Raw genomic sequence first — 12,987 nt, forward strand, 5'->3', positions numbered from 1 at the left:
GCCGCCGCCACCCCCGCCGGGGCGCGCGCCGGAGCGCCGGGTCAGGAAACCGAGCGCCCCTGACCCACCCGGCGTACCGCCGAGGAGCCGAGAAGTGGTGTCGGAGGGGGAAATCACCCCCTCCGCCGCCACTTTTCTGTTCCCGCCTTCCCGCGCGCGCTCACCTGGCGGTACGGGCCCTCACCTCCCGCGCCGCCTCGCGCGCGGCCGTGACGAAGGCCCCCACCGCCTCGGTGGTGTGACCGGCCCGCCACACCAGGCCGTAGTCGGTCGGCTCCGCGTCGGCGAAGGGGACGTAGGCGACGCCGGGGCGCGCGTGGTACGTCGCCGTGTGCGCCGGCGCGAGCAGCGCGCCCCGGCCGCCGGCGATCAGCATCAGCGCCTCCTGCAGCTGGGTCACGCCGGGCCCGCGGGCGATCGGCCGGCCGCTCGGCGTGTGCGTGGGGACGTGGTGGGCGAGCCAGGAGGCGGGTACGTCGCCGTCGACCGTGAGCAGGGTGACCTCGGCCAGGTCCTCCAGGGACACCGCGGCCCGCGCGGCGAGCGGGTGGGCCGCGTGGATCGCGAGGACGCGTTCCTCCGCGAGCAGTGCCGGGCCCGCGCTCAATTCTTCGTCTTGTACGGGCAGCTCGGAGATCTGGACATGGAGTTCGCCCTTGCGGAGCTGACCGTACGGATCGGCGAGCGGGGCCTCGCAGAACTCCACGGCAAGCCGCGGGCGCCCGGCGCGCAGTGTCTCCGCCGCCCGCATGGCGATCTCGCCGGTCAGGGGGTTGGCGAACCCGACGTACAGCACGGTGTCGATACCGCGCGCGCTGGCGGCCGCCCGTTCCAGGGCGGCCTCGATCGCGCGGTGGTGCGGTTCGAGATCGGCGCGCAGCTGCCGCCCGAGCGAGGTGAGGGCGACCTTGCGGCTGGTACGGGCGAACAGCGGTGCGCCGACGCGGCGTTCGAGCCGCTGGACGAGCTGGCTCACCCGGGCCCGGGACAGCCGCATCCGTTCGGCCGTGCGGCCGAAGTGCAACTCTTCGGCGAGCAGCAGGAAACACTCCAGCTCGTCGTGCTCCACCGGCGTTCCCCCTGCTTGCTCGGTATCGGTAAGCCTGGCTGAACGAACGTTGCGTTCTTCGCCGTTGTTCCCCCCTCCCGCCCTGACCGAGGGTGGTCGAGCCGACGGATCCCGGCACCGCCCTTCATTCTCTTCAGCCCCTTCATCTGCCCCTCCGCCCTCACCATCGAGGAATCGACATGACTTCACGGCAAACAGCGAGCGGTGCTCTGCGCGGACGCGAAGGGGGCGTCCTGCTCGTCCTGTGCGGCGCGATCTTCCTGGAGGGCATCGACGTGGCCATGCTCAACGTGGCCCTGCCGTCCATCCGCGCCGACCTCGGCCTGTCCACCGGCTCGCTTCAGTGGGTCATGAGCGCGTACGTCCTCGGATACGGCGGCTTCATGCTGCTCGGCGGCCGGGCGGCCGACCTGTTCGGGCGCCGCCGGATGTTCGTCGGCTGGCTCGCGGTCTTCCTGCTCTTCTCCGGCCTGGGAGGATTCGCCACCGAGGGCTGGACACTGATCGTCGCCCGGTTCGTCACCGGCGTCGCCGCCGCCTTCATGACCCCGGCCGGTCTGTCCATCATCACCACCGGTTTCGAGGAGGGCCCGAGGCGCGACAAGGCCCTGCTCTTCTACGCCGGCACCTCGGCCGCCGGCTTCTCGAGCGGCCTCGTCGTCGGCGGGCTGCTCACGGCGGTCGACTGGCGCTGGGTGTTCTTCGCCCCGGTCGTGCTCTCCGCGCTGATCCTCGTTGCCGCGCTCGCCCTCGTACCCAAGCCGCCGCGCCCCGGCCGCGCCGGGACCGGCACCGGGGGAGCGGGCGTCCGGCAGAGCGTCGACCTGGCCGGGGGCGTCACCGTCACCGCCGCCGTCGTCCTGCTCGTCCTCGGCGTGGAGCGCGCCACCCATTCGAGCCTCGCCTGGACGGCCGGAACGATCGGCGCGGGCCTCGCCTTCCTCGCCGCGTTCGCCGCCGTGGAACGCCGTTCGGCGTCCCCGCTGGTCCGTCTCGGCGTCTTCCGCAGCGGCGCCCTGGTCCGCGCCAACCTCTCCGGGCTGCTGTTCTCGGCGGGCTTCTTCGGGTTCCAGTTCCTGGTCGTCCTCTACCTCCAGGAACTGCGCGACTGGTCGACTCTTCAGACCAGCTTCGCGATGATCGTCATCGGCATCGACGCGGTCCTCTCCCCGCTGCTCACCCCCCGGCTGGTGGCCCGCTTCGGCAACGCCCGGGTGATCTTCGGCGGACTGCTCCTGGCCTCGCTCGCGTACGCCCTGTTCCTGCCGGTCGGCGCCGACTGGACGTACCCGGCGATGTTCCCCAGCCTGATCGTCCTCGGCCTCGCCTTCTCCCTCGCCTACGGCCCGCTGACCATCGTCGCCACCGAAGGCGTCAAGGAGGAGGAACAGGGGCTGGCCGGGGGACTGCTGTACACCTCCTTCCAGTTCGGCGCCGCGCTCGGCCTCTCCACCGTCACCGCCGTCAACGTCGCCGCCACCACGTCGACTTCACCGGCCGCGCTGCTCGACGGCTACCGGGCCGCCCTGTGGGTACCGCTCGCCGCGGCCCTGCTCGCCACCCTGGTCAGCGCCTTCGGGCTCCGCGCGCGGCGGGCTGCCGGAACGGTGGTCTCGCCGGGAGAACCCGTCGACCGGGGAGCCGACCGCAGCAGCGATCAACTCCCCGTATCCCACTGATCCTTCGCGCCCGGCTCCGCCCCCCCCGCAGGCCCCCGCTCACGCCTCCCGCAGCGCGTCCACGATCACCATCCGCCGCACCCGCCGGGCCGGCAGGACCGAGGCCGCGATGCCCGTCACGACGGTGGCGGCGAGCAGGGCCAGGATCGTCAGGGCCGTACCGCCCGACGAGGCCAGGACGTCCAGCGGGGCGATCCGGCCGCCGAGGACGGAGCGGGCGGCGAGGGTGCCGTAGACGACACCGAGCAGGGTGCCCGCGAGCGCGCCCGAGAGGGCGAGGAGTACGGACTCCAGAGTCAGCATGCGGCGCAGCTGCCCGCCCACCAGCCCGATCGCCCGCAGCATCCCGAACTCGCGGGTCCGCTCCTCCACCGTCAGCGTCAGCGTCGCCGCCACGCCCAGCGCGGCGATGGCCGTCGAGAAGCCGAGCAGCACGGTGACCACCATCATCAGCCGGTCCAGCATCGTGCGGACGAGCTTCGCGTCGGAGCCGGTGTCGGCGACGCGGATGCCGGGGTACGCGGCGAGCGCGCGGTCCACCGCCGCCCGGGCCTCGTCGCGGCCGGTCCCGTCCGCCGGGTTGACCAGCACCGTCGCGAGCCGGGCCGCGGTCGGCTCCGTACCCCCGTCGGAACCCGACGCCAGCCGGTCGAACGTCGCCCCCGTCACGTACAGCCCCGCGTCCGGGTACAGCTGCATGGGCAGCATCTCCGCGCCCCGTACGGCCGTGAGGTCCGGCCCCGGGTTCCGCAGCGGCCCGAGCGCCTCCCCGTCCCGCAGCGCCCGCGCCTGCGGTACGCCGTCGGCGCGCGGGTTGAGGCCCGCAGGGTCGGCCGTGGCGACGAGGGTGCGGTGTCCGTCGAGGGTGACGGTGGCGGTACGGACGGGGGTGACGGTCAGGTTCCGCTCGGCGCGCAGCGCCGCGAGGGCCCCGGCCGGCACCGTCTCGTCGTCCGGGTCGAGGGCGAACACCGACGGCATCCGGTCCGCCAGCAGCTCCTCCAGGCCGCCCTTGGTGATCCCGATGGCCGTCACCGCCGACACGGCGACCGTCACGCCCACCAGCATCGCGGAGGCGGCGGCCGCGGTCCGGGCGCCGTTGGCGCGCAGCTGCTGCACCGACAGCCGGCCGACCGTGCCGAACGGGCGGCGCAGCGCGAGGCCGATCAGCCCGACGATCGGCGGCAGCAGGTGGCGCGCGTACCGCAGGACGGCGAAGAAGGTGAGGATCGCGCCAAGCGTCACCGCGAGCAGCGAGATCGCCGAGCCGCCGAACGCGCCGATCGCCAGCAGCCCCGCGCCCGCCACCAGCATCACGACGGAGACGGCCTCGCGCACCGCGCGCCGGCCCGGCTCGGGCAGGGTCGCGGCGCTGCCGGCGGCGAGGGCGGCGACCGGCGGTACGGCGGAGGCGGCGCGCGCCGGGCGGCGGACCGCCCACAGGGTGAGGAGGACGCCGAACAGTCCGCCGAGGAGGAACGTCCAGCGGCCCGGCATCAGCGAGATCTCGACCGGGCCGAGGTCGGCGAGCCCGGCCAGGAGCGCCGTGCCGAGCGCGCAGGCGCCCGCGCCGGCCGCCAGTCCGGTGCCGGAGGCGAGTACGCCGAGGAGCAGGCCCTGGCGGCGGATGATCCGGCGGATCTGTTCGCGGTCGGCGCCGACGCAGCGCAACAGGGCGAGCTGGCGGGCGCGTTGGGCGAGGACGACGGAGAAGGTGTTGGTGACGACCATCCGCGCCACGGCCATCGCGATGAGGACGAACGACAGCGCCGCCGTGAGCACCACCGCGTACATCGTCTTCCCGCTGCGCATGGCCTCCTCGACGGCCCGGGTGTGGGTACGGGCGGCGACGTCGTCGCCGAGCGCGCGCCGTACATCGGCCGCGACGTCGGACGCGTCGGCGCCGGGGCGCAGCGCGAGGTCGAGGTGGGTGGCGCGCAGGCCGGTGGCGTACGTGGCGGTGGCGGCCTCGGGGATGCCGAGGGCGGGCTGCGAGCCGAGGGTCTGCGAGGAGGCGGTGTCGAGCAGGCCGGTGAGGCGGACGCGGGCGGTGCCGCCGGTGGCGGTGGTGACCGTCACCGTGCCGCCGACGCGGGCGCCGACGCGGGCCGCGCTGTCCTCGTCGAGGGCGATCTCGCCCGCGCGTTCGGGCCAGGCGCCGGTGGCCAGGCGCTGCCAGCGCAGGGCGGGTTCGGCGGCGACGGAGGTGACGAGCGCGCGGTCGTCGAGGGGGCGGCCGGCGGGGGTGAGGACGTTGGCGTGGCCGACGAGGCGGGCGGCGACGGCCGCGACCCGCGGGACCTTCGCGGCCTTGGCGGCGGCGCCGGCCGGGAGGGCGGCACCGGGGGCGCCGCCCCGCGGGGCGACCTGGACGGGCGCGTCGCCGACGTCGATCGCCGCCGACTGCTCGTACGACTGGACGAGCGCGCCCGCGCCGCCGACGGACAGGACGAGGAACGCGACGCCCACGGCGACGGCGGCGCCGGTGAGGACGAGTCGGCGCAGCTGGGAGCGGAAGTCCTTGAGCGTGAAGGAGAGCAGTGAAGCGGAGCGGGTGGGCGGCATGGTCTCCACGCTAGGAGTGAGGGGCCCTCATATGCGGCCCTACCAGGCACGATTCCGGGTCATCCCGGAGTCGGCGGGTCAGGGGCGGGGGCGTACCTCTCGGGGATGACCCGGTGTACGACCCGGGGCGCGGGGCCGGGCGCGGGACCTGGAGTGGAGCCGGGTCCCGACCTGGTGGGTAGCCGGACGAGAGACCGGCGGGGAAGCCGGGTGCCGGGCCTGGAGCGGGGCCGGGTACGGGCTCGGACGCGGGGCCGCGCGGTGTGCGGGCGGGGTCCGGCCGGCGTAGTCCCCCAGGTCCTCCCGCGGGCCCGAAAACTCAAAGCAAGCACGCTTGATTGTTTCTGTGGTGGCTGCCATGCTCCTCACGCACGTCCGTGACCCGCCCGTCCCCGCCCCGACCTCGAGGGGAGCGCTCCGTGTCCGACCCTGCCGCCGTACTCGACGACCTGCGTGCCGAGAGTGAGGAAGTCGACGCGCTCGTACGGGAGTCGAGCGAGGAACAGTGGGCGCTGCCCACGCCCGCGCCGCGCTGGACGGTCGCGCATCAGATCGCCCACCTCGCCTGGACGGACAACGCCGCGCTGCTCGCGGCGACCGACCCGGAGGCGTTCGCGGGGGAGGTGGCGAAGGCCGCCGCGGCGCCCGACCGTTTCGTCGACGACGGCGCCGAGGAGGGCGCGGCGCTGCCGCCCGCCGAACTGCTCGCCCGCTGGCGGGCCGGCCGCGAGGAGCTCCACCGGGTGCTGCGCGAGGCGCCGCCCGGCACTCGATTCCCCTGGTACGGGCCCGCCATGAGCGCCGTCTCGCTCGCGACGGCGCGGCTCATGGAGACCTGGGCGCACGGGCAGGACCTGGCCGACGCCCTCGGGGTCGTCCGCGTGCCGACGGCCCGGCTGCGGCACGTGGCGTGGATCGGACTGCGCTCCCGCGACTACGCGTACCACGTGCGCGGCCTCACCCCGCCCGCCGAGCCCTTCCGGCTCGAACTCACCTCTCCCAGCGGGGAAATGTGGATGTACGGCCCCGAGGACGCGTCGCAGGCCGTCACCGGACCGGCCCTCGACTTCTGCCTTCTCGTCACCCAGCGCGTCCACCGCGCCGACACCGCGCTCGTCGCGCGCGGTGCCGACGCCGAGCGGTGGCTGGGCATCGCGCAGGCGTTCGCGGGCCCGGCCGGACCGGGGCGGGCACCTCGCGAGACCGGCGCGGAGGGGGAGGCGTGATCCTGCGGGTCGGCAACGCCTCCGGCTTCTACGGCGACCGCTTCGACGCCGTCCGCGAGATGCTGACCGGCGGCGAACTCGACGTCCTCACCGGCGATTACCTCGCCGAACTGACCATGCTCATCCTCGGCCGCGACCTCCTCAAGGACCCCGCGGCCGGATACGCCAAGACCTTCCTGCGCCAGATGGAGGAGGGGCTCGGGCTCGCCCACGAGCGCGGTGTGAAGATCGTCGCCAACGCCGGCGGACTCAACCCGGCCGGTCTCGCCGACGCCCTGCGCGCGCTGGCCGAACGGCTCGGTGTCCCGGCCCGCGTCGCCCACGTCGAGGGCGACCGACTCCCGCCCCGGCTTGGGGTGTTGGCGGCGAACGCCTACCTCGGCGGCGGCGGGATCGCGGCCTGTCTCGCCGCCGGTGCCGATGTCGTCGTGACCGGCCGGGTCACGGACGCCGCGCTCGTCACCGGGCCCGCGCAGTGGTTCTTCGGCTGGCGGCCGGACGACCCGGACTGGCACGACAAGATGGCGGGCGCGGTCGTCGCCGGCCACGTCCTGGAATGCGGCACCCAGGCCACCGGCGGCAACTACGCCTTCTTCACCGAGCACGGCGCGGACGGTCCGGAGGGCCTGGACGGCCCGGACGGCCCGTACCGCCTCCGCCGCCCCGGCTTCCCGCTCGCCGAACTCCACGCCGACGGCACGGCCGTCATCACCAAGCACCCCGGTACCGGCGGCTTCGTCGACACCGGCACCGTCACCGCCCAGCTGCTGTACGAGACGACCGGCGCCCGCTACGCCGGCCCCGACGTGACCGCCCGGCTCGACACCGTACGGCTCACCCAGGACGGGCCGGACCGGGTACGGATCGACGGGGTACGGGGCGAGGCGCCGCCGCCCACGCTCAAGGCGGGCCTGTGCCGGCTCGGCGGCTTCCGCAACGAGGTCGTCTTCGTGCTCACCGGCCTCGATATCGAGGCGAAGGCCGCGCTCGTCCGCGCCCAGGTCGAGGACGCCCTCGGGAAATCCCGTCCCCAGCAGGTGAGTTGGGAGCTGGCGCGCACCGACCGTCCCGACGCGCCGACCGAGGAGACCGCCAGCGCGCTGCTCCGCCTCGTCGTGCGCGACCAGGACCGGGAGGCCGTCGGCCGGGCCGTCACCGGCGCCGCGATCGAGCCGGCCCTCGCGAGCTACCCGGGCTTCCACGTCACCGCCCCGCCCGGCCGGGGTGCCCCCTACGGGGTCTTCGAGTCGGCGTACGTCCCGGCCGGCGAGGTCGCGCACACGGCCGTGCTGCCCGACGGGACCCGCGTCCCCGTCCCCGTACCGGAGCGCACCCGGCCCCTGGAACCCGTACCGGAACCGCCGCTGCCCGAGCCCCCGCCCGTCCCCGCCGGTCCGGTGCGCCGGGCGCCGCTCGGCCGGGTCGCCGGGGCGCGCAGCGGCGACAAGGGCGGTGACGCGAACGTCGGGGTCTGGGTCCGCGGCGAACCGGCCTGGCGCTGGCTCGTCCACACCCTCACCGTCGACCGCTTCCGCGCCCTGCTGCCCGAGACGTCCGAACTCCCGGTGGAACGCCATGTGCTGCCGCGTCTGCGGGCGCTGAACTTCACCGTGACCGGCCTCCTCGGCGAAGGCGTCGCCTCCCAGGCCCGCTTCGACCCGCAGGCCAAGGCCCTCGGCGAATGGCTGCGCTCCCGCCGTCTCGACATCCCGGAGGAACTGCTGTGACCGTCCTCGCCTCCGCCCTCGACACCGGCGGACCGGACTATACGAGCAACCGTTCGGCCATGCTCGACAAGATCGACGCGCTCGACGCCGAGCACGCGAAGGCGCTCGCGGGCGGCGGCGAGAAGTACGTCGCCCGGCATCGCAAGCGCGGCAAGCTGCTCGCCCGCGAGCGCATCGGACTCCTCGTCGACCCCGACACCCCCTTCCTGGAACTGTCCCCGCTCGCCGCCTGGGGCAGCGACCATGCCGTAGGGGCGTCCCTGGTCACCGGCATCGGGGTGATCGAGGGCGTCGAGTGCCTGATCACCGCCAACGACCCGACCGTGCGCGGCGGCGCCTCCAACCCCTGGACGCTGAAGAAGGCCCTGCGTGCCAACGAGATCGCGTACGCCAACCGCCTCCCCGTCGTCTCGCTCGTCGAGTCCGGCGGCGCCGATCTGCCCTCGCAGAAGGAGATCTTCATCCCCGGCGGGGCGCTCTTCCGCGACCTCACCCGGCTGTCCGCCGCGGGAATCCCGACGGTCGCGGTCGTCTTCGGCAACTCGACGGCCGGCGGCGCGTACGTCCCCGGCATGTCCGACCACACCGTGATGATCAAGGAGCGGTCGAAGGTCTTCCTCGGCGGGCCGCCGCTCGTCAAGATGGCGACGGGGGAGGAGAGCGACGACGAGTCGCTCGGCGGCGCCGAGATGCACGCCCGCGTCTCCGGGCTCGCCGACCACTACGCCGTCGACGAGCACGACGCGCTGCGCCAGGCCCGCCGGATCGTCGCCCGCCTCAACCACCGCAAGGCGCACCCGGATCCGGACCCGCTCGCCGTCCTGCCGCCGAAGTACGACGCGGACGAACTCCTCGGCATCGTGCCCGGCGACCTCAAGACCCCCTTCGACCCGCGCGAGGTGATCGCGCGGATCGTCGACGGCTCGGACTTCGACGAGTTCAAGCCGCTGTACGGGACGAGCCTGGTCACCGGCTGGGCGCGGCTGCACGGCTACCCGGTGGGCGTCCTCGCCAACGCGCAGGGCGTGCTCTTCTCCGCCGAGTCGCAGAAGGCCGCCCAGTTCATCCAGCTCGCCAACCAGCGCGACATCCCGCTGGTCTTCCTGCACAACACCACCGGCTACATGGTCGGCAAGGAGTACGAGCAGGGCGGCATCATCAAGCACGGCGCGATGATGATCAACGCGGTGTCGAACTCGCGCGTCCCGCATCTGTCCGTCCTGATGGGCGCCTCGTACGGGGCCGGGCACTACGGGATGTGCGGCCGGGCGTACGACCCGCGCTTCCTCTTCGCCTGGCCGAGCGCCAAGTCCGCCGTCATGGGGCCGCAACAGCTGGCCGGCGTGCTGTCGATCGTCGCGCGGGCGAGCGCGGCGGCGAAGGGGCAGCCGTACGACGACGAGGCGGACGCCGGACTGCGCGCGATGGTCGAGGCGCAGATCGAGAGCGAATCGCTGCCGATGTTCCTGTCCGGGCGGCTGTACGACGACGGGGTCGTCGACCCGCGCGACACCCGTACCGTCCTCGGGCTCTGCCTGTCCGCGATCCACACGGCACCGGTCGAGGGCGCGCGCGGCGGCTTCGGCGTCTTCCGAATGTGAGGCATCCCGACATGTTGTCGACTCTTCTCGTGGCCAACCGGGGCGAGATCGCCTGCCGGATCTTCCGTACCTGCCGTGACCTGGGCATCGCGACCGTCGCCGTGTACTCCGACGCGGACGCCGACGCCCTGCACGTACGGGAGGCGGACACGGCGGTACGGCTGCCGGGCGCGGCCCCCGCGGACACCTATCTGCGCGGCGACCTGATCGTGAAGGCCGCGCTGGCGGCCGGGGCCGACGCCGTCCACCCCGGCTACGGCTTCCTCTCCGAGAACCCCGGCTTCGCGCGCGCCGTCACCGACGCCGGACTGGTGTGGATCGGCCCGCCGCCGGCCGCGATCGAGGCCATGGCGTCCAAGACCCGTGCCAAGGAACTCCTCGGCGTGCCGCCGCTCGCCGCCGCCGACGTCACCGCCGACGACCTGCCCGTCCTGGTGAAGGCGGCGGCGGGCGGCGGCGGCCGGGGCATGCGTGTCGTACGGCACAGGGCCGACCTGGACGGCGAGTTGAAGGCCGCGTCGGCGGAGGCACTGAGCGCGTTCGGGGACGGCGAGGTCTTCGTCGAGCCGTACGTCGAGAACGGCCGCCACGTCGAGGTGCAGATCCTGGCCGACACCCATGGCACCGTCTGGACCCTCGGCACCCGCGACTGCTCACTCCAGCGCCGCCACCAGAAGGTGATCGAGGAATCCCCGGCGCCCGGTCTGCCGCCCGGACTCGTCGCCTCGCTGTACGAGCGGTCGGCGGCGGCCGCGAAGGCCGTCGGGTACACCGGTGCGGGCACGGTCGAGTTCCTGGTCGCCGGCGGCCGCGCGCACTTCCTGGAGATGAACACCCGCCTCCAGGTCGAACACCCGGTCACCGAGGCCGTGTTCGGTATCGACCTCGTCGCCCTCCAGATCGCCGTCGCCGAGGGCGACGCGCTGCCGCCCGATCCGCCGGAGCCGTCCGGGCACGCCGTCGAGGCCCGCCTGTACGCGGAGGACCCGGCCGCCCGCTGGGCCCCGCAGACCGGCCGGCTGCACACCTTCGAGCTGCCCGGCCTGGGCCTGTCCGGCTCCGGGCTGCCCGGCTCCGGCTCGGCCGGCTCCGGTCTGCCCGGCGGACCGGGCCTCAGGGTCGATACCGGTTACGTCTCCGGCGACACCGTCGGCGTGCACTACGACGCCATGCTCGCCAAGGTCGTCGCCCACGCCCCGACCCGCGCCGCGGCCGCCCGCCTGCTCGCCCGCGGCCTTGAACGCGCCCGTATCCACGGCCCGTCGACCAACCGCGACCTGCTGGTCGCCTCCCTCCGCCACCCCGGCTTCACCGAACCGGCCCGCCTCGGCACCGACTTCTACGCCGAACACCTGGACGCCCTGACGGTCCCGCCGCCGGGCGAGGAGTACGCGGCGGTCGCGGCCGCCCTCGCCGACGCCGCCGTCAACCCATCTCGTTTCGGGGGAGGTTGGCGCAACGTACGGTCGCAGGACGAGCGCCGGGCGTACACCGGACTCGCCCGCACGGGCGACGGCGGTCACGAGGTCGCGTACCGCCCGACCCGCGCCGGCGGCTATCAGGTGACCAGCCCTCCCGGAGTGCGTGCCGTCGCCGTCGCGGCCGACCGCGTCAGCCTCGAAGCCGGCGGAATCGTCCGGCACTTCTCGATCGCCCGCCACGACGGGACCGTGTACGCCGGACCGCACCGCCTTACCCCCGTACCCCGCTTCCCCGACCCCGACGACCAGCGGGAGCCCGGCTCCCTGCTGGCCCCCATGCCCGGCACCGTCGTCCGCGTCGCCGACGGCCTGGCCGTCGGCGGCCGGGTCGAGGCCGGGCAGCCCCTGCTGTGGCTGGAGGCCATGAAGATGGAACACCGGGTCACCGCGCCCGCCTCCGGCACGCTCACCGCGCTCCACGCCGCCCCCGGCCGCCAGGTCGAGGTCGGTGCCCTGCTCGCCGTCGTATCGACCGATGCACAGGAGGAACCGTCCGCATGAGCACCCTCATCGAACCGGCCGAACACACCGCCCTGCGCGCCGCCGTCGCCGCCCTCGGCCGCCGTCACGGCCCCGGCTTCGACCGCGCCGAACTGTGGGCCGAGGCCGGCAAGCTCGGCTACCTGGGCGTCAACCTGCCCGAGGAGTACGGCGGCGGGGGCGGCGGCATGGCCGAACTCTCCATCGTGCTCGAAGAGGCCGGCGCGGCCGGCGCGCCGCTCCTGATGATGGTCGTCTCGCCCGCGATCTGCGGCACGGTCCTCGCCCGCTTCGGCACCGACGCGCAGAAGGCCGCCTGGCTGCCCGGCCTCGCCGACGGCAGCCGCACCATGGCCTTCGGCATCACCGAACCCGACGCCGGCTCCAACTCCCACCGCATCACCACCACCGCCACGCGCACGGGCGACGGCTGGGTGCTCGACGGCCGCAAGGTCTTCGTCTCCGGCGCCGACATCGCCGACGCGACCCTCATCGTCGGCCGCACCTCCGATGCCCGCACCGGCACGCTCAAGGCCTGCCTCTTCATCGTCCCGCGCGACACCCCCGGCTTCGGCCGTCGCGCCATCGACATGGAACTCGACGCCCACGAGAAGCAGTTCGAGCTGACTCTCGACGGCGTCCGGCTCCCCGCCGACGCCCTCGTGGGCGACGAGGACGCCGGACTCCTCCAACTCTTCGCGGGCCTCAACCCCGAGCGCATCATGACGGCCGCGTTCGCCATCGGCATGGGCCGCTACGCCCTCGCCCAGGCGGTGACGTACGCCAAGGAACGCCAGGTCTGGAAGACCCCCATCGGCGCCCACCAGGCCATCGCCCACCCCCTCGCCCAGTCCCACATCGAACTCGAACTCGCCCGCCTGATGATGCGCAAGGCCGCCGCCCTCTACGACGCGGGCGACGACCTGGCGGCCGGCGAGGCCGCCAACATGGCGAAGTACGCCGCGGCCGAGGCCTGCGTGAAGGCCGTCGACCAGTCCGTCCACACCCTCGGCGGCAACGGCCTCACCCGCGAGTTCGGCCTCGCCCGCCTCATCACCGCCGCCCGGGTGGCCCGGATCGCCCCGGTCAGCCGCGAGATGATCCTCAACTTCGTCTCCCACCAGACCCTGGGCCTGCCGAAGTCGTACTGAGAGACCGG

Annotated in this window: 8 protein-coding genes; 6 read left to right on the top strand and 2 right to left on the bottom strand. The window is 74.2% G+C overall.

Annotated elements, in window-relative coordinates; genetic code table 11:
• Positions 1–160 precede the first annotated feature (160 nt).
• Positions 161–1,069, bottom strand: a complete 909-nt coding sequence (locus ABZ693_RS22815; protein WP_359880203.1) for a LysR family transcriptional regulator — start codon at positions 1,067–1,069, stop codon at positions 161–163.
• 179 nt (positions 1,070–1,248) lie between these two features.
• Between ABZ693_RS22815 and ABZ693_RS22820 the strand changes: the two genes are divergently transcribed.
• Complete coding sequence (locus ABZ693_RS22820) at positions 1,249–2,748, top strand: MFS transporter (protein WP_359880206.1); 1,500 nt, start codon at positions 1,249–1,251, stop codon at positions 2,746–2,748.
• Positions 2,749–2,787: 39 nt separating this feature from the next.
• On the opposite strand, the gene ABZ693_RS22825 is transcribed toward ABZ693_RS22820, so the two are convergent.
• Positions 2,788–5,313 carry an FtsX-like permease family protein gene (locus ABZ693_RS22825; RefSeq protein ID WP_359880208.1) on the bottom strand — a complete coding sequence of 842 codons (2,526 nt, stop codon included), beginning with the start codon at positions 5,311–5,313 and terminating at the stop codon, positions 2,788–2,790.
• A gap of 419 nt (positions 5,314–5,732) precedes the next feature.
• On the opposite strand from ABZ693_RS22825, the gene ABZ693_RS22830 reads away from it, so the two are divergent.
• Genes ABZ693_RS22830 through ABZ693_RS22850 form a run of 5 tightly spaced genes read left to right on the top strand, consistent with a single transcriptional unit; the run spans position 5,733 to position 12,979 of the window.
• A complete protein-coding gene (locus ABZ693_RS22830; RefSeq protein ID WP_359880210.1) occupies positions 5,733–6,539 on the top strand; it encodes a TIGR03084 family metal-binding protein in 807 nt (268 codons plus the stop codon).
• Positions 6,536–8,266 (top strand): acyclic terpene utilization AtuA family protein, encoded by a 1,731-nt coding sequence (locus ABZ693_RS22835; RefSeq protein ID WP_359880213.1) that lies wholly within the window; start codon positions 6,536–6,538, stop codon positions 8,264–8,266. The genes ABZ693_RS22830 and ABZ693_RS22835 overlap by 4 nt, the downstream gene beginning before the upstream one ends.
• The gene (locus tag ABZ693_RS22840; protein ID WP_359880216.1) at positions 8,263–9,867 is read left to right on the top strand and encodes an acyl-CoA carboxylase subunit beta; all 1,605 of its coding nucleotides are present in this window, start codon (positions 8,263–8,265) and stop codon (positions 9,865–9,867) included. Before ABZ693_RS22835 ends, ABZ693_RS22840 begins: the two co-directional genes overlap by 4 nt.
• 11 nt (positions 9,868–9,878) lie before the next feature.
• On the top strand, positions 9,879–11,849 hold the full coding sequence (locus ABZ693_RS22845; protein ID WP_359880218.1) for an ATP-binding protein: 1,971 nt from the start codon (positions 9,879–9,881) through the stop codon (positions 11,847–11,849).
• Complete coding sequence (locus tag ABZ693_RS22850; RefSeq protein WP_359880220.1) at positions 11,846–12,979, top strand: acyl-CoA dehydrogenase family protein; 1,134 nt, start codon at positions 11,846–11,848, stop codon at positions 12,977–12,979. The genes ABZ693_RS22845 and ABZ693_RS22850 overlap by 4 nt, the downstream gene beginning before the upstream one ends.
• Positions 12,980–12,987 lie beyond the last annotated feature (8 nt).

The sequence above is a fragment of the Streptomyces laurentii genome (assembly GCF_040635425.1).
Taxonomy (GTDB): domain Bacteria; phylum Actinomycetota; class Actinomycetes; order Streptomycetales; family Streptomycetaceae; genus Streptomyces; species Streptomyces laurentii.